The following is a 17073-nucleotide window of genomic DNA, read 5'->3' on the forward strand; positions in this document are numbered from 1 at the left end:
GAGATTGATTATGTTCCGCCGCACTTTTTACCCCCTGGCTGCCCTGACGATTTTCAGCCTTGTTTCCCATTCAGCGCAGGCCAGTTCTGCGCAGTATGTCAATAAACTCAGTCATGCCACCCCATACATTCCACCGCAGTGTTACACAGACCCTGTGGTTAACAGCACGCTCACCACCAACCCCTGCTATGCCTGCCATACCAACAGTAAGCGTCCTAACCTGCTAAACGATACCGACGTTCAACAAGCATACAGCTTTCCAGAAAAAGCCCTGCTCAATCCCTGGCTGAATATGTACAAGGACAGGCAAAAACAGATCGCTGCTATCGCAGACAAGGACATACTTAATTATGTCCGTGAAGATAACTATCTGGATGACAAAGGCGAGATCAAGTTGGCGCAGCGTTTAACCAAGCAAGCGCTGGCCTTTGATCAAAATAACAATGGCAGGTGGGATGGCTATCTACCGGATAGTTATTTTAACTTTGACCAGCAAGGTTTTGATCGCAGCCCCGCAGGGGAATATACAGGCTGGCGCAGCTATGCCTATTACCCTATGCCGGGCAGTTTTATGCCCACTAATGGCTCAACCGACGATGTCAGTATTCGACTGGCCGAGGTACTACGCCAAAACGAGCAAGGTCAGTTTGACCTGACTGTATATAAAACCAATTTAGCCATAGTTGAGGCCCTGATCCGCGAGCAGGATATCCCCATCGACCCGGTGGATGAACACCTCTTTAGCGTGGATTTGGACAAAGACGGTCAGCTAGGTATGGCCAGTAAGGTGAAATACGACTGGGCACCGTTAGAAAAACGCTGGATGAGCTATGTAGGTAAAGCCAGGCTGGCACAAAAGAACGGCGATTTACACCTGGCCGCCAAGCTTTTCCCTGAAGGCACTGAGTTTTTGCATTCAGTGCGCTACCTGGATGTCAATGCGCAGCAACAGATAGCCATGGCACCCCGTATGAAGGAGCTGCGTTACGCCCGTAAAGACCAGTGGCTGACCTACTATCAATTAGAAGTTATCGTAGCCGATGAGATTAAAGAACGTCATGACTTCCCCAGTCGCACTAAATTGCTACGCGGTGACGCCGAACGGGGCGTGCAAATTGCTCAGGGCTGGACCTATCAGGGGTTTATTGAAGATAAGCAAGGCGAACTGCGCCCACAAACCTTTGAAGAGCATGGTACTTGTGCCGGTTGTCACAGCGGCATGGGGGCCTTAGTAGACACCACCCTGTCCTTCTACCGTAAGTTGCCTGCAGATAACTTCCAGCAAGGCTGGTATCACTGGCAGCAAAAATCCCTGGCTGGATTGCCAGAACCCAGACGTGAAAGCGACGGTGAATACGAATACAGCTATTACCTCAAGCAAAACCCTACCGGCGATGAATTCCGCGCTAATCAGGAAGTGCAGGATAAGTTCTTTGATAGCAAGGGCCGCCCCAAAGCTGCCATGTTCGCCCGTCTCAATCAGGACATATCCACCTTGCTGATGCCAAGCATTGAGCGAGCCTTAGCTTTGAACAAGGCCTACAAGCTTATCGTTGACGAACAGAGCTTTCATCAGGGACGCGATGCCGTGCTAGCCCCCCTTGATAAGGTGTTGCACAAACAAGTTGAAGCTAACCAGCCCACCGGTATCAAAGATATTCTCAGTGCATTTTAATCGCTCCCGGGCTGGCCTTGAGCAAAGGTCAGCCCTAACCGATATTTGTCCACCCTCAAACCAATGATCAAAAAACATTCAAACAACCTTCGTATTGATTAAATAAAAGCGTCATCAACGGCTGTTGTGATCTATGGCTTTTAACCTTCAGGAAACACAAGATGCCAACGGCAATAAAAACAAACACATTACTTCGTCCATTTATATGCGGCCTTGTTGCTGCCGCACTCAGTGCCTGTGGTGGCTCAGACTACGACACCCCTTCGCCACCGGCTACCCAAACGCCGGCGCCGGAACCTACGCCCCAACCCACAACCCCAAATAAATTTGTACTCGGTTTACTCCCAGATACCCAAGGTGGCACCGATGCGCAAGGTCAGGCCCATGTGGCCATGCATCCGATGAGTGAAGTATTAAAACATCAGGCCGGAAAAGGCGTGAATATGGTTATCGCCCTGGGCGACCTGACAGATAAAGGCAGCACAGTAGAATTTGACGAGTGGATGTCTGTAGCCCGTCAATATCGTGAGCAAGGCATTGAATTTCTGCCGGTAATGGGCAATCACGAAACCAGTTACGCCTATACCGTGCAATGGATAGACAATATGCGTGAGTTTATCCCGGAGGATGCCGTTCATATGCCCGGCTATGAATGGGTGAACTACTACGTAGTACGGGACAATGTGCTGGTTATTGGCTTGGCCTATTACAATCTGCCTATTGCATTCCAGTGGATAAAAGACACTGTGCTTAGCCTTGAGGACCAGATTGAGCATATTGTGGTAGCCAGTCACGATGGACTCATTGGTGCCAAATACGGTCAAACCCGTGAGCAGATTGTCGATGGCACCAAAGATGATGGTTGGGTATACGATGTACAGCCGCAGATTCGCCAGTTTTTCGCCGAGCACGATGTAATCTACGTGCAAGGCCATGAGCATCAATACCAGCGCTCGCTGATCACTGCCAAAACCACCCTCACTACCCTGCCCTCGGGTTCCACGCCCACAGGTGGGAATTATAAAATGGGCGCTTACACCCAAATCATGGCCGGTAATGCCTCATATAAAGGCTACGAATACCGCTATGGTGAGCGTGAGCTGGTGCAGATGGTGGTGGCACAAAAAAATGCCACCTATGACAAAGGCTCAGAGCATTTTGATGTTAATTCCAGCCTGCTCACCTTCACAGGCCCCAGAGTGGATTACCAAAGCTATGCCGCGCCTCATACTGCCAAGAGCAATAATGCGGACCAACAGTTCAGTGCCAACTGGTATCTGATGGACAAGTTCTCACGCAGCAACAATCGCTGTGAAACTATGATCTACCCCAATTCCATTCACCATGACACCCGCCCGGTATTGGTGTTCCAGACCCAATATCTGACCACAGACTGTTACGCTGAGGATGGTACCTTTGCCCGCCTGATCGGCGGCAGCAACGATACCTTCAACCGCACTGATACCCGCACCCGTAGCATGTCGTATACCCCAGGAATCAGCCGCGCAGAGAGCCTGATGGACTTAACGCGTCTGGCTTACCAATGGCTGTTTATCGCCCATGAGTCCTGGACGCCTAACCTGAATAGCCCATTACGCGTTATCCCCGATGACGCAGAGGATGAGTTGTTGATCCCTGAGACCACTATTGACCTAAAAGAACATGTCACTTTAAGTTGGCTGGATAAAACCACCGATACGGCCACAGATCGCTTGATTATCAGTGGTACTCAAAATCAAACCGGGCGCTATCAAAGCGCATACGGCGCGCCTAAAGATATTCAAAGCGAAAACGGCCTACCCATGTCACACACCGATGGCAGCCACAAGCCACCGGTCGCCCTGCCAACCTCGGCAAAACAAAGTTGGGATATCAGCAATGCTAAAGCCGACAGCTACGTCGTGCAGTTTACCGGCCCGGATAACCTGCAGACTGACAAGCTGATACTGGCAACAGTACAGGACGGCCAATGGCAACCACTGGCCACTGCCGACTGCGTGATTGAGCAAAGCTGGCATGCAGACTGGCTGACAAGCATGCCTGCCCGCGGCGCTGGCTGCGAGAACCAACCATTGGTTGGTATTGATAAAACCTACGGCAATCGTTGGTGGGCGGTGCTTAACGCTGATGTTGAACTGGCGCTGATTAACCGCTAATCAAATACAAAATAGGGTAAGGGACTACCCTATTGTTCAATAAAGCTGCCACTGTGAAAACGCAGTTCAGTATCCGGGCTGCTGATCAGCTCAGCCTCGACCAGACCGAAATGTTGGACTCGGGCGCTTATATCGTCACCGGCAATTTTCTCAGCCAGAGTCAGATAATCCTGAAAATGCCGGGCTTCACTGCGTAGCAGAGAAACATAAAAATCACCCAGCTCTTTATCCATATAAGGTGCCAGAGCCGCAAAACGCTCACAGGAACGGGCCTCAATATAAGCACCGCAAATCAGCTTATCCACCAGTCGTGCTGGTTCATGGTTACGCACCTGCTGCATCAGCCCCTTGGCATAGCGACCGGCACTTAAGTTTTCATAGGCAATGCCGCGCTGGTCAAGAAATTCCATGACCTGTTGAAAATGATGCAACTCTTCTTTGATAAGCAGTACCATTTTGTCGATCAGTTCATCACCGAAGGCAAACTCCGTCTTACTGATAAGCTTTTTGGATAATCCCGACTGATAGCCGCTAAAGTCGCCACTGCCAATACGTCGATAAACATAGTCCTCATAAGGCTTAAGCCAGGCCAATAAGGCATCAGCGCTTTCCTTTTCCACCGCATAAGTGCGAATCAACCACATGGCGGTTTGGGCCGCCTTCAACTCGCAATTAGCGTGATCAATAAGAAGGATCGGCAAACTTTTCGGCTTAGCCGCCTCATCTAGCCAGGCTTGCGGGGTGGTATTGTGCAAAAATCCATGAATGGGTTGTAACAGACTATTCAACATAAATAACAGCATCCGGAATCCAACCTGGGCATTTTACCCGGTTTTAAGCCCCGAAGCAGGTGAAAACGACCTGACAACGGCTCCCCCCGGAAAAGCCGCCATCTAAGTCACTGGGTAATTAACGCAGTTTATTCTCCCCGAACAAGACTGTACATTTTTCACCCAAACCAGCTATTCAGCGCCCTGCTAAGGCTTAAGTTCAAAAAGTAACCATCTGAAAAATAGAGGATTATTTTGTACATAAAATAAACTATTGACGAATTCGGTCTGGTCACAGAAACTAATGTTAAATTAATGTTAAGGCATTAATTCATTCCCCGCCTTAACGTCGGGACCAACGTAGCAAACGCCAATGCGCTAAGTGAGGTAGATTATGATCCTGAACCATCTATGGGGTCTTTATGCTCACCCCAAGGAAGAATGGCAGACCATTGAAAAACGTCATGAAAGTCTAACATACAGCCTGACCCACATTCTTATCGTGGCCTTAATTCCCGCGATTACCGCTTACTACTCTGCCGCCCATTTAGGCTGGAGTATCGGTGTCGGCGATGTCATTAAACTTACCGAACAAAGTGCCATGATGATGAGCATAGGTATGTACCTGGCTTTGGTTGCCGGCGTGCTTGGTCTGGCTTATCTGGTGCACTGGATGGCACAAACCTTTGATGCTAAACCATCCTTTACTCAATCACTGGAGTTGGCAGCCTATACCGCTACACCGCTGTTTATGGTCGGTTTTGCGGCGCTGTATCCCGTTCTGTGGTTTGTGATGATGATAGGTTTAGCCGGATTAACCTACTCGGTTTATCTACTTTATTCCGGTGTTCCTATTATTATGAAAATTCCGGAAGAAAAAGGCTTTATCTATGCCAGTTCGGTAGTGACCTGTGGACTCGTGCTCTTGGTGATTATAATGGCCGCTTCCGTGATCCTCTGGAGCATGGGATTCGGGCCTGAATATATGACCTGAAACTAACCCATAGTCAAAAGTAAAAAAGCCACCTGCTGAGGTGGCTTTTATGTTCAGGGATGAACGGTATGCCGTGAGTTCATGGATGAACTAGAACGGCGATGTTCAGGGATGAACGGGCAGAAAAGTTGCTCCTGCATTTTCTGCACTTCCACCGTCCCTGGTGGTCGGCAGAAAAGTTGCTCCTGCATTTTCTGCACTTCCACCGTCCCTGGTGGTCGTATACCGTGAGTTCATGGATGAACTGGAACGGCGATATTCAACAACCAGTATTAGGCTTCACCGTCCAGGTTGTGGATTTCCAGATTGCATAATTCCATCTGACCTTTTTTATGTTTCGCATTGTCATTGCGTAACAATTCCAGTCGGTTCAGATAGTCCTGATCCACATCACCGGTAATATACTCACCATCAAACACTGAGGTCTCAAAGCGAACGATTTCCGGGTTCTCTTCACGAACCGCTTCCACCAAATCTTCGATATCCTGAAAGATTAGTCCGTCGGCTTTAATCAACTCGCAAATTTCATCAATTTCGCGACCATGGGCAATCAACTCATTGGCGGACGGCATATCGATACCATACACGTTGGGGAAACGAATCTCTGGCGCGGCAGAAGCGAAATAAACCTTCTTCGCACCTGATTCGCGAGCCATGGTAATAATCTGCTCGGACGTGGTACCACGCACGATAGAATCATCTACCAGCAACACGTTCTTGCCTGCAAATTCAGAAGAGATTGCATTGAGCTTACGACGTACGGATTTTTTACGCTGGGTTTGTCCTGGCATGATAAAGGTACGACCGATATAACGGTTCTTCACATAGCCCTGACGATACGGAAGGTCTAGCTCCTGAGCGATTTGCAGTGCGATATCATTGGAGGTTTCCGGGATTGGAATCACCACATCAATATCTAAATCAGCCCACTCACGAGCAATTTTCTGCCCCAGTTTACGCCCCATATTCACTCGTGAAGCGTATACCGAAATGCCGTCGATAAAGGAGTCAGGACGAGCAAAATATACAAATTCAAAAATACAGGGGGAATGGCTGGGGTGGTCGGCACATTGCTGCGTAAACAGCTGACCGTCTTCGGTCACATAAATGGCTTCGCCAGGGGCAACGTCACGAATAAAGGTAAAGCCCACTACATCCAGCGCAACGCTCTCAGAGGCCACCATGTACTCGTCACCAAACTCGGTTTCGCGCTTACCCAGCGCCAGAGGGCGGATACCATGGGGGTCGCGAAATGCCACCATACCGTTACCTATAATAGCCGCCACTACGGCATAGGCGCCTTTAATCTTACGATGAACGCGGCTAACTGCATTGAAGACATCCTGAGGATCTAACGTCAGTCCAGAGCCTTCCTGTAATTCGTGAGCGAAGATGTTTAACAGCAACTCAGAATCAGAGGTAGTGTTAATATGGCGACGGGCAATACGGAACACCTCTTCTTCCAACTCGTGGGCGTTGGTCAGGTTGCCATTGTGGGCAAAGGCAATACCAAAGGGAGAGTTCACATAGAAAGGTTGGGCTTCCGCTGAGCTTGATGAGCCGGCAGTTGGGTAACGGGCATGACCGATACCAAAGTTCCCTGTCAGACGCTGCATATGGCGGCTATGGAACACATCCCGAACCAATCCATTGGCCTTACGCAAGTTGAACATGCCATCGTCTACTGTGACGATACCAGCAGCATCCTGCCCACGGTGCTGCAATACAGTCAATCCATCATATAAAGCCTGATTGACCGGGCCTTTACCCACGATACCTACGATACCACACATGCAAGTTACCTATATTTTCCAGCGCATCTTGCCAAAGGCGTCGATGCTCAAGGGTTTAAGAAACTGGAATGGTTCTGCAGGTATTCGAAGAACCATTCGATGACAATACTGAATTCTGGGATAAGGATGGACTGCTGCCACCACTGTGCCTGGCCAAAGCCGGTAAACGCGTCCATAAAAAACAATAGTGCACTGACCACCAGCGCACCACGCAGTAGGCCAAATACCGCTCCCAAAGCACGATCAGTGCCCGACAAGCCGGTGTATTGGACCATCTGGCCAATAAGATAGTTTAACAGGCCGCCTAAAATCAGCGTGGCAACAAACAAAATTGCGATAGCAGCGCCGTTACGCAGTACCTGGTCGGAAATATTATCCAGATAGACCGCTAAATCGGCATAAAACTGACTGGAAACAAAAAAAGCGGCAAACCAAACGGCGAGGGAGACAGCCTCCTTGACGAAGCCCCGAACCAGGCTAATCAAAGTAGAAAGCAGGATGATGCCGATAATGCAGTAGTCGATCCAGTTCATGCCGTTAATCGATGGAAAAATGCCGCGCGCATTCTAGCAGAAGCCAGTTTGAAAATCTTCTTTATTACGTGCTTTAGCGAGAGAATGCCAAGGTCTGAAAAAACAAAGGGCTGAATCATTCAGCCCTGAATTTGGTTATTTTACCCTGCAAAGACGTCAGCTCTTTGAGGTGTGGTAAGGCTTTGTCCAGCTTATCACGTTGTAAGTCCGGCCCAACAAAGACTTTGGTCAACTCCCCTGCACTGGTTTTAATCTTACGACTAAAAGTGCGATAACCAGCCGCTTCCAGTTTATCGGTCAGTTCCTTAACATTCTTCTGGTGACGAAAACTGCCCAACTGTACTACCCAGCCGGCAGTAACAGTCTCAGGTTCACTGACAGGGGCCGATTCGGCCTGTGCCACCGGCGGCGCGTGCGCGTCGACAGGCTCATCGCTGGCAACGCTTTCTACAGGGTCATCCAACGCTACATCTTCCACCACTTCCACAGTGCGACTAACGCGTTCACGAACCTCGTCGATAGGAAAAGACTCAGTCTCTGACACTGGTTCCTGTGCAGGACGTGGTGGTACCGGCAAAAAGGTATCTTTATGGGAGACCTTCTCTCCATCTAGCAGGTCCGGCAGAAAAATCACCGCCAGCGCGACCAGGATAATGGTACCCACCAGGCGATTCTGGAATGCTGAAGACAAAACTACCTCCCCCGACTTGGCTGTCAAATGGGTTTATTGGGCGGTCGGTTCCAATACCTCGGCCACAGTGAAAAACGAACCAAACACCACCACCAGATCCTCCGCCTGTGCATTTTGCAGGGCTTGCTGGTATGCATGCTTAACAGATTGGCATTCTAGCACTTTTTGCCCATCAGGCAGCAAATCAGCCAACATGGCCGCACTAGCGCCACGAGGACCGGCAAGAGGAGCCAGATACCAGTTGGGCGTTAAGTCTGTAAACGGCGTTAGGCAGGCGCGAATATCTTTGTCTTTCAACATCCCCACCACCAAGTGCACCTTGCTGGCAGAAAACCGGTGAATCTGACTAAGCAGATAATCGGCTGACTGAGGGTTATGCGCCACATCCACTAGCACAGCAGGATGTTTACCTACGAGCTGACAGCGCCCCACAACGTTTACTTCGTGCAGCAACCTGGGAACGTCTAACTTCGACAGCTCCCCCATACGCTCCAACACGCACAGCGCGGTGGACACATTAGCGGCAGGAATTGCCGGTAAAGGACCGCATAGGGTCTTACCAGACTGGCTTTGCCAATGGAATTGCTCACCATCCAGCTGATAGCTGAAATCCTGTCCCTGCCAACTGGCATCTAATTGCAGTTCGTCAGCTATCTGAAATAGATTTGATGGGGGCTGGCTTTCACCAATCACCGCCGCACCTTGCTGACGGAAGATCCCCGCCTTTTCGGCTGCCACCAGCTCTCTGGTATCCCCTAACCAATCCTGATGATCAAGATCAATGGTGGTGATGACACCCATATCCGCATCCAGTACGTTCACGGCATCCAGTCTGCCGCCCAGTCCTACCTCAAGTATCGCAACATCTGGTTTTCGCTCTGCGATCAGCACCAACGCCGCCAGGGTTCCAAATTCAAAATAGGTCAGACTAATCTCTGCCCTGGCCTGCTCGACTTTGGCAAATGCCCGGCAATGTGCAGCCTCGTCCAGCATTTCACCGTTTACACGTAAGCGCTCACGGTAATCCAGTATATGGGGGGAACTGTATACGCAGGTGCTTTGACCAAGCTGTCTGAACGCCTGTTCCAGGAATGTACAAGTAGTGCCTTTACCGTTAGTTCCAGCAACGGTAATCACCTTGATATGACTGAAATCCAACTTCAGGCGTGTAAAGACGTCCTGCGTTCGGGCCAAGCCCATATCGATGGTGGACGGGTGAATAGATTCGAGATATTGCAGCCAGCCTTCCAAACTGGAAGGCTGGTTATTGGATATGTGAGACATAAATCAGTTGGAATGATGCAGTTTATCAAGCAGACCAAAGAGTCTGTCACGCATCTCGCGGCGGTCAACGATCATATCGATGGCGCCCTTTTCCAGCAAAAACTCACTGCGCTGGAAGCCCGGCGGCAGTTTCTCACGCACGGTTTGTTCAATAACACGTGGACCAGCAAAGCCAATCAGCGCCTTAGGTTCGGCAACGTTCACGTCACCCAGCATCGCCAAACTGGCGGATACACCGCCCATAGTAGGGTCGGTCAGCACTGAAATATACGGCAAGCCTTTTTCACTCATTTTAGCCAGTGCCGCACTGGTTTTAGCCATCTGCATCAGCGACAGTAAGGCTTCCTGCATACGTGCACCACCACTGGTAGAAAAACACACCAATGGACAGTTATTTTCCAGACAGGCTTCAACCGCCTTGACAAAACGCGCCCCGACAACAGAGGCCATTGAACCTCCCATAAAGGCGAATTCAAAGGCCGCCACCACGACGGGCTTACCATGCAGTTTCCCCTTCATCACCACCAACGCATCTTTCTCGTTAGTGGACTTTTGTGCCGCCACGATACGATCTTTATACTTTTTCGAATCTTTGAATTTAAGCAGATCCTGGGGCTCTAAATCGCCACCCAGCTCAACACGCTCGCCCTGGTCAAGAAAACTGTCAATACGTGCCCTGGCACTGATGCGCATATGGTTGTCACATTTGGGGCAGACTTCCAACTGGCGCTCCAACTCCTGCTTATACAGGGTGGCATTACACTCGGAACATTTAGTCCAAACCCCTTCTGGCACATTGGCCTTATTGGAAGACGACTGTTGGGTACGGGGAAGTATTTTCTGAATCCAGCTCATGAAACCCTTATTCCTGCTGTTATGCAACGCCTTGCGCTGCTTTATAATTTGGTGGCCGACATTACTGCCGCCGGGTCATACACCAGTATAGCTCGGCATGCCCCAGATAAATTTGCGCTATTAGAGCATAAATCGCGGTTCGACCAAAAATATTAACTGGTCTTAGAAGTTGTATTCAAACTCAGCTCAGATGAACCGGCAAAAACAAAGGACCGGGTGCAAGGGTTGGCAACTGATACTGATCTGGATAACTTACATCCACCAAGTATAGGCCATTGGGCTTGGCCGTCGCAGCCGCCAGAGATCGGTCTTTACCCGCCAGCAGCTCCGCCAACCACTCCACCGGACGTCGCCCACTGCCGATTTCCAGCAAGGAGCCGGTGATATTACGCACCATATGGTGCAAAAAGGCATTGGCCTGAATTTCTAACACCACATAGTCACCCAAACGATGCAACGCCACGTGGGTCACGTTACGAAACGGCGACTTAGACTGGCAAATAGCGGCCCTAAAGGCACTGAAGTCATGTTCACCAAGCAAACATTGGGCTGCCGTATTCATACGGTCCACATCCAGTTGACTATGATAATGGGTTACTCCCTGGCGAAGAATACCAGAGCGCAATGGATGGTTATAAATAACGTAACGATAACGGCGGGCCGTAGCAGAAAAACGGGCATGAAAATCGTCCGCGACCTGCACAGCCCATCTTACCGCTATGTCGTCTGGCAAACTGGCGTTCATTCCCAGTGTCCAGGCTCGCATCGCTCTGGGGTTGTCCACGTCAAAGTGCACCACCTGGCCGGTAGCGTGTACCCCGGCATCGGTGCGACCGGCACAGGCCAGTTCGATAGGTTGGTCAGCAATGCGGCTTAATGCGGTTTCCAGTTCTTGTTGAACACTGTTAACTTCGCGCTGGCGCTGCCAGCCATAGTATTTGGAACCGTCGTATTCAATGCCCAGGGCAATCCGCATGCCTTCACTCCGCCATAAAAAGTGGCCGGAGTATATCAGGAATATCGAGTACGGTTAAAACTAACGCCTTACACCAAGGCCTGCAATATAGTCTTTGCTTCGCCTTGCTGCTCGTCACTGCCTTTGTCGATAACCTGCTGTAACAGTTCAATTGCAGATTCTTTGTCGTCCATTTCCAAATAAGCACGCGCCAAATCCAATTTAGCGCTGATGCCACCGTCCTGATCGACATCCACTCTGTCCTCATCATCTTTGACGCTGGCATACTGATCAAGATCCACATCCAGATTCAATGCCTTCTCGGTTTGAGGCTCTTCTTCCGCTTCAACGCTTTCATTCAGCAGAGCGTCAATATCCAGGAAATCATCTTCTGATTCGGCCAGCGGCGTCGGCGGCTCAGGATCCTGTAAATGCTCGTTAAGCAGTGCTTCTAAATCTAATTCCTGTTCGTCTTGCCCAACGCGCTCATCCTGCGCCTGAAGCGACTCAGCTTCAGAATCTTGGGCATCAGTGGACTCAATAGACTCCAGCATGTCATCAAAGTCAGAGGACTCCAATTCATCTAACAGCTGTTCGTCTTCCCGAACCTGAGCACTCTCAGGATTTTTCTTACCTTCCAGCCAATCCCCCAGGGCTGGCAGTTCATCTAACTCTTTCGCCAGCTCTTCGGAGTCCAGTGGCTCATCGGCCATATCAGCCAGAGCCTGCTCCAAGGCATCATCATCCAGAATATCATCCAGACCTGGCTCTGTTGATGCCGCAGGTTCCTCAATCTCAGCCCCTTGATCCGATTGATGATTTTCTGGTGGCTGGCTTTCGCTCTGTGCTTGCTGGTCTTCCTGTTCAAACGCCTCCAGCGCCTGCTCAAATTCGGCCAGCTCGTTTTCTACAGGATCTGTCAATTCATCAGCAAAATCCTCTGCCAACATAGTGTCCAGCTCTTCGGCTTGTTGGGCGGACAATGGCTCTGGCTCTGGCTCTGGCTCTGGCTCTGGCTCTGGCTCTGGCTCTGGCTCTGGCTCTGGCTCTGCAGTATCCGAGTCGATATCAGCCGGCTCGTCTACCTCTTTATCATCCACCGGAGGCTGCTCGGCTTCCAGTTCATTGAGTAATTCATCGGATAAGTCGTCCATTTCCGACACTTCTGACTGGGCGTCGACCTGCGTCGTTTCGCTCTCATCTGGCTCATCAGAGAGTAACTGTTCCTCGCCTTGTTCCAGCTCAGCAAGCAGTTCATCAGCCAAATCGTCCTGCAAGTTGTCGGCTTGCTCCAATTCCATCAACAACTCGTCGGTTAGCTCATCTAACTGCTTACCCTGACTGGCAATTTCCTGATCAAGTTGCTCGATTAATTCATCGCTCAGCGCGGTATCTTTGTTGAAGTCATCCAAGTCAAAGTCATCGTCGTCAGACTCGGCGCTTTGTGCCATGGGTTCGTCCAACAATTCATCGATGCTGATCTCTGGCTTCTCATCGTTTGAGGGAGGCGTCGATAATTCATTAAGCCCTTCATCCCAGTCATCATCGCTAGTGTCGGCCGTTTGCGCAGTATTAACCTCATCTACTTCGGATAATTCAATGGCCTGACTGTCATCCAAATCACTGACTTCATCCAGCAATTCCTGGTCTTCGCCGAACAAGTCATCCAGCTCATTTTGATCCAGCAAACCAGCATCGTCCGCTTGCTTTTGTTGCTCGGCTTTTTCTTCCGGCACCAGCATTTCATCAGCTAACTCCTGGAAGTCATCAAACTCCTCGCCAAGAGCAGCATCCAAGGACTCTTCCAACTCATCGGTCAGGACATCATCAAGCAGTTCTTCGCCAAACAAGTCGTCGTCTTTATTATCAGCTTCCAGTTCACCAGATAGTTCATCCGTCAGCGCGTCGGACAAATCATCCATCGGGCTGTCTTCAACCACTGGTGCTGGAGGGGGCGCTTGAGTAACTGCGGGCTGTGGCTGCGCTTCCTGATTACGTCGACGTAGCCAGAATGCGAGTCCTCCCAGGAGCAACAGTGCCGGAATCAACGTAGCGCCAATTATGGTCGCTGGGCTGCTTAGCCAACTTTGCTGACGCTCGGCTTCCTGCTGCGTTTTAATCTCGCGGGAAAAATCCACCAATTCATTCTGCTGACTTAGCAATGAGGACAACTGTGTTTTATCCTGCTCCTGACTCTGGCGTAAGGCTTCAATATCTTCATTCACCTTATCCAGTCGTTGCAGCACTTGATTATTTTCATCCAGCAGAGCCTGCACCGAATCGATAGAAGCGGCAATTTGTTGCCTCAGACTGTCGAATTGTTGGCGGTTTTCCTCATCGATATTGCTAAGTTTTGCCTCAATGGCCTGACGGGTTTGTGCTAGCTCATCTGTACTGGCCGCATTTTGAGGCGTAACCAGGCTGCTGCCAGGTTCGGGTTGTGCGGGGGTTGCATTGGGTTTCTTGGCGGTAGGCTTTTTCAGCGCCTGATCATCTAGGTCGGCTTTTTGTTTAGCCAGCGCCGCATCAATACGGGCAATATATTGTTCGCTGGGCAGACGCAGCATGGCGCCGTCTACCATTAGATTCAGATTCTGTCTTTCAAAGGCGTTGGGGTTGAGCTCGTAAATGGCCACCATCACCTGATAGATACTCAGGGATTTATTCTGGCGATACCGCTGTGCGATGCGCCACAAGGTATCATCTGAGGTTATCGGACCATAAACTACGCCGGAATATTCACGGGTGGCGTTTTTGGGGCCTTTTATCTCAATAGACTGGGCATGACTGGTCAGTGACAGGCTAAGGGAGAAAAAACTTGCTAAACAAAGCATCAGCAACTGTCGTATTCTCATATTTGTCCTTCGCCGCCCCAACAAATCACCCGCACAGCGTGTACTTTGCGCAGATTTAATAGTTATCATTTTTTATAAGTAACCCGCCGGATTACTACTACCTTAAATGCATCAGCAAAAATTAGAGCAAGTTGCATTCCAACACGAACTATAAACCAGATACTAACCCTGATCCATACAGCTAAACAGGTCAACTCTTCTCCATATCGGCTGCAGTTGCATTAATTTAAACGTAAAAAAGCCCGGAACAAAGTCCCAGGCCTTTTTCGTTCGACAACTGGCAATTTACATATAGTCGCGAATCAATACTTCAGCAATCTGAACACTGTTGGTGGCTGCGCCCTTACGTACATTATCAGATACCACCCACAGGTTCAGACCATTGGGATGGGTGTAGTCTTTACGGATACGTCCAACAAATACCTCATCTTTGCCACTGGCATTGCCGACCTGAGTGGGGAAGTCTTCAGGTTCACGCATCAGGGTTATGCCCGGTGCGTCGGCCAGCAGGTCTTTAACCGCTTCGGCATCGATAGGCTGATGGGTTTCAATGTGGATAGCTTCGCCGTGGCCATAAAATACCGGTACACGCACCGCGGTCGCATTCACCATAATGCTGTCATCACCCATGATTTTCTGGGTTTCCCAGTGCATCTTCATTTCTTCTTTGGTGTAGTCATTATCCATGAATACATCAATTTGCGGGATAGCGTTAAAGGCAATCTGGCGGCTGAAGGCTTTGGGTGTCACTTCACGGCTGGACAATAAATCCGCAGTTTGTCTGGCCAACTCTTCCATCGCAGATTTACCTGCACCACTGACAGACTGATAGGTACAGACATTAACGCGGCTAATGCCAACCGCTTCATGAATAGGTTTAAGGGCCACCAGCATTTGAATAGTGGAGCAATTGGGGTTGGCAATAATATTGCGATTGCGGAAGTCAGCCAACGCATGGGCGTTCACTTCCGGTACTACCAAAGGAATGTCAGGTTCGTAACGATATTGTGAGGTATTGTCGATCACCACGCAGCCCGCTTCCGCAGCGAGGGGAGCGAACTTAGCTGACACACTGCCACCGGCCGAGAAAAAGCCCAGCTGCACTTGTGACCAATCAAAGGTGTCGGCGTCCAGAACTGTCACGTCTTTACCCTTGAAACTCACCGTACCACCGGCAGAGCGAGCGCTGGCCAATGGGTAAAGTTTGTTAACCGGAAAATCCCGCTGTTCAAGGATTTCTATCATATGCTGGCCTACCAGGCCGGTAGCACCTAAAACGGCAACATCAAAGGCTCGTGACATTTTCTGTTTAATCTCCTTAGTTAAGGTCAAGCCTGACGATCAGCGTCGCTGATCAAAGAGTATCCGGCTTTAGTGTAAAGCCGAGCCCGCAGATTGCCTTTTTCACCGAAGAATTTCCAGCACTAACTTGCAATGCCGTAAATTCTCTTCGTATAGCATAGTGCCTGCGGATATATTCAAAACCTCCCGGCTTGCCAACAAGGGCTCTGAACTGCTGGTCGTCCTGTTGAATGTCATACACACACAACACCAATCTGGCCAGTTCGGTCTGCTCCAAATGCGCCAGGGTTGACGGGCAAAACTCGGTTTCTGGTAGCACAGATTGCAAAGATAACTCACCCGGTAAACCCAACAGCTCAGCCACTTGCTGGTATAACATCCAGGTGCCTCTCGCCTTGCCTTCCAGGGTGTGGCCAGCAATGTGGGCACTGGCCAGGGTAACATAGGGTAATAAGTCGGTCAGAATGTCCGGCTCGTTTTCCCATACATCCAGCACGGTGGTAAATTGCCGGCCTTGTTGATACAGCGCCAGTAAGGCCTGATTATCCACGACTTCACCACGACAGGCGTTAATCAGAATTTGCGCATCGTTAAGCGCCGCTAGCCTTTGCCGGTCAAACAACAGACGGGTAGGATGCTCCCCCTGCTCAACCAGCGGCACATGCAAACTGATGATATCGCAAGCCATAATAGCGTCAATATCCACCATCGGGCGCTTATCGCCCAGGGCTTGCAATGGCGGGTCACATAACAGGGTGTTAACCCCAATGGCCTTTAGCTTAGTGTCCAGTTGGCTGCCGACATGCCCGGCGCCAACAATACCTATCCGCTTGTCTTTAAGCTGCCAGCCCTGTTGCTCAGCCAACACAAACAGGCTGCTTATGACATACTCAGCTACCGCAATAGCGTTGCAGCCTGCGGCTGAACCATAGGCAATACCACGGGCTTCAAGCGCTCGAAGATCCATATGATTGGTGCCAGCCGTCGCCGTACCTACGTATTTAAGGTTGGGACAGTGGCTAAGCAGCGTTTCATCCACCCGGGTGGTGGAACGCACCAGCAAGATATCGGCATCAGCCAGAGTTTGCGGATCCAGAGTACGGCCGCTAAAAAAGTGTAATTCTCCCCAACCGGCAAAATACTCGCGGGCGTACAGCAGGGAATCTTCACAATAGATATGCATGGGCAAAACAGGCGGAGTAGAAAGTCC

At 50.1% G+C, this 17073-nt stretch carries 13 protein-coding genes; 3 read left to right on the forward strand and 10 right to left on the reverse strand.

The window, feature by feature from the left end; translation table 11 throughout:
- Positions 1-10 precede the first annotated feature (10 nt).
- Both IEX02_RS17290 and IEX02_RS17295 read left to right on the forward strand, forming a co-directional pair.
- Entirely contained in the window at positions 11-1675 is a 1665-nt protein-coding gene (locus IEX02_RS17290; protein ID WP_188698094.1) for an Aq_1262 family (lipo)protein, read from the forward strand.
- A 161-nt stretch (positions 1676-1836) separates the two neighbouring features.
- Complete coding sequence (locus IEX02_RS17295; RefSeq protein WP_229702278.1) at positions 1837-3831, forward strand: metallophosphoesterase family protein; 1995 nt, start codon at positions 1837-1839, stop codon at positions 3829-3831.
- A 29-nt stretch (positions 3832-3860) separates the two neighbouring features.
- Here the strand turns inward: IEX02_RS17295 and miaE are convergent, their stop codons facing one another.
- On the reverse strand, positions 3861-4634 hold the full coding sequence (gene miaE, locus IEX02_RS17300; protein WP_229702279.1) for a tRNA isopentenyl-2-thiomethyl-A-37 hydroxylase MiaE: 774 nt from the start codon (positions 4632-4634) through the stop codon (positions 3861-3863).
- Between the two features lie 361 nt (positions 4635-4995).
- Here miaE and IEX02_RS17305 point away from each other — a divergent pair, with 361 nt between their 5' ends.
- On the forward strand, positions 4996-5595 hold the full coding sequence (locus IEX02_RS17305; RefSeq protein WP_188698097.1) for a Yip1 family protein: 600 nt from the start codon (positions 4996-4998) through the stop codon (positions 5593-5595).
- A 272-nt stretch (positions 5596-5867) separates the two neighbouring features.
- On the opposite strand, the gene purF is transcribed toward IEX02_RS17305, so the two are convergent.
- From purF to IEX02_RS17350, 9 genes are all read right to left on the reverse strand, one after another.
- A complete protein-coding gene (gene purF / locus IEX02_RS17310; RefSeq protein ID WP_188698100.1) occupies positions 5868-7388 on the reverse strand; it encodes an amidophosphoribosyltransferase in 1521 nt (506 codons plus the stop codon).
- A gap of 47 nt (positions 7389-7435) precedes the next feature.
- Complete coding sequence (locus tag IEX02_RS17315; protein WP_188698102.1) at positions 7436-7921, reverse strand: CvpA family protein; 486 nt, start codon at positions 7919-7921, stop codon at positions 7436-7438.
- Between the two features lie 115 nt (positions 7922-8036).
- Positions 8037-8612 carry an SPOR domain-containing protein gene (locus IEX02_RS17320; RefSeq protein ID WP_188698105.1) on the reverse strand — a complete coding sequence of 192 codons (576 nt, stop codon included), beginning with the start codon at positions 8610-8612 and terminating at the stop codon, positions 8037-8039.
- Between the two features lie 33 nt (positions 8613-8645).
- Positions 8646-9896 (reverse strand): bifunctional tetrahydrofolate synthase/dihydrofolate synthase, encoded by a 1251-nt coding sequence (gene folC, locus IEX02_RS17325; protein ID WP_188698107.1) that lies wholly within the window; start codon positions 9894-9896, stop codon positions 8646-8648.
- Between the two features lie 3 nt (positions 9897-9899).
- The gene (gene accD / locus IEX02_RS17330; RefSeq protein WP_188698110.1) at positions 9900-10751 is read right to left on the reverse strand and encodes an acetyl-CoA carboxylase, carboxyltransferase subunit beta; all 852 of its coding nucleotides are present in this window, start codon (positions 10749-10751) and stop codon (positions 9900-9902) included.
- A 181-nt stretch (positions 10752-10932) separates the two neighbouring features.
- Positions 10933-11727 carry a tRNA pseudouridine(38-40) synthase TruA gene (truA, locus tag IEX02_RS17335; protein WP_188698113.1) on the reverse strand — a complete coding sequence of 265 codons (795 nt, stop codon included), beginning with the start codon at positions 11725-11727 and terminating at the stop codon, positions 10933-10935.
- Positions 11728-11795: 68 nt separating this feature from the next.
- Positions 11796-14561, reverse strand: a complete 2766-nt coding sequence (locus IEX02_RS17340; protein WP_188698116.1) for a FimV/HubP family polar landmark protein — start codon at positions 14559-14561, stop codon at positions 11796-11798.
- Between the two features lie 285 nt (positions 14562-14846).
- Entirely contained in the window at positions 14847-15863 is a 1017-nt protein-coding gene (locus IEX02_RS17345) for an aspartate-semialdehyde dehydrogenase (protein WP_188698120.1), read from the reverse strand.
- Positions 15864-15915: 52 nt separating this feature from the next.
- The gene (locus IEX02_RS17350; RefSeq protein WP_188698123.1) at positions 15916-17046 is read right to left on the reverse strand and encodes a 4-phosphoerythronate dehydrogenase; all 1131 of its coding nucleotides are present in this window, start codon (positions 17044-17046) and stop codon (positions 15916-15918) included.
- Positions 17047-17073: the final 27 nt, after the last annotated feature.

It is taken from the genome of Bowmanella pacifica, assembly GCF_014645355.1.
GTDB classification, from domain to species: Bacteria; Pseudomonadota; Gammaproteobacteria; order Enterobacterales; family Alteromonadaceae; genus Bowmanella; species Bowmanella pacifica.

Bases quoted from the DNA above. Each gene is read 5' to 3' on its own strand.
- IEX02_RS17290 (WP_188698094.1), top strand. From the start codon at position 11: ATGTTCCGCCGCACTTTTTACCCCCTGGCTGCCCTGACGATTTTCAGC.
- IEX02_RS17295 (WP_229702278.1), top strand. From the start codon at position 1,837: ATGCCAACGGCAATAAAAACAAACACATTACTTCGTCCATTTATATGC.
- miaE (WP_229702279.1), bottom strand. From the start codon at position 4,634: ATGCTGTTATTTATGTTGAATAGTCTGTTACAACCCATTCATGGATTT.
- IEX02_RS17305 (WP_188698097.1), top strand. From the start codon at position 4,996: ATGATCCTGAACCATCTATGGGGTCTTTATGCTCACCCCAAGGAAGAA.
- purF (WP_188698100.1), bottom strand. From the start codon at position 7,388: ATGTGTGGTATCGTAGGTATCGTGGGTAAAGGCCCGGTCAATCAGGCT.
- IEX02_RS17315 (WP_188698102.1), bottom strand. From the start codon at position 7,921: ATGAACTGGATCGACTACTGCATTATCGGCATCATCCTGCTTTCTACT.
- folC (WP_188698107.1), bottom strand. From the start codon at position 9,896: ATGTCTCACATATCCAATAACCAGCCTTCCAGTTTGGAAGGCTGGCTG.
- accD (WP_188698110.1), bottom strand. From the start codon at position 10,751: ATGAGCTGGATTCAGAAAATACTTCCCCGTACCCAACAGTCGTCTTCC.
- truA (WP_188698113.1), bottom strand. From the start codon at position 11,727: ATGCGGATTGCCCTGGGCATTGAATACGACGGTTCCAAATACTATGGC.
- IEX02_RS17340 (WP_188698116.1), bottom strand. From the start codon at position 14,561: ATGAGAATACGACAGTTGCTGATGCTTTGTTTAGCAAGTTTTTTCTCC.
- IEX02_RS17345 (WP_188698120.1), bottom strand. From the start codon at position 15,863: ATGTCACGAGCCTTTGATGTTGCCGTTTTAGGTGCTACCGGCCTGGTA.
- IEX02_RS17350 (WP_188698123.1), bottom strand. From the start codon at position 17,046: ATGCATATCTATTGTGAAGATTCCCTGCTGTACGCCCGCGAGTATTTT.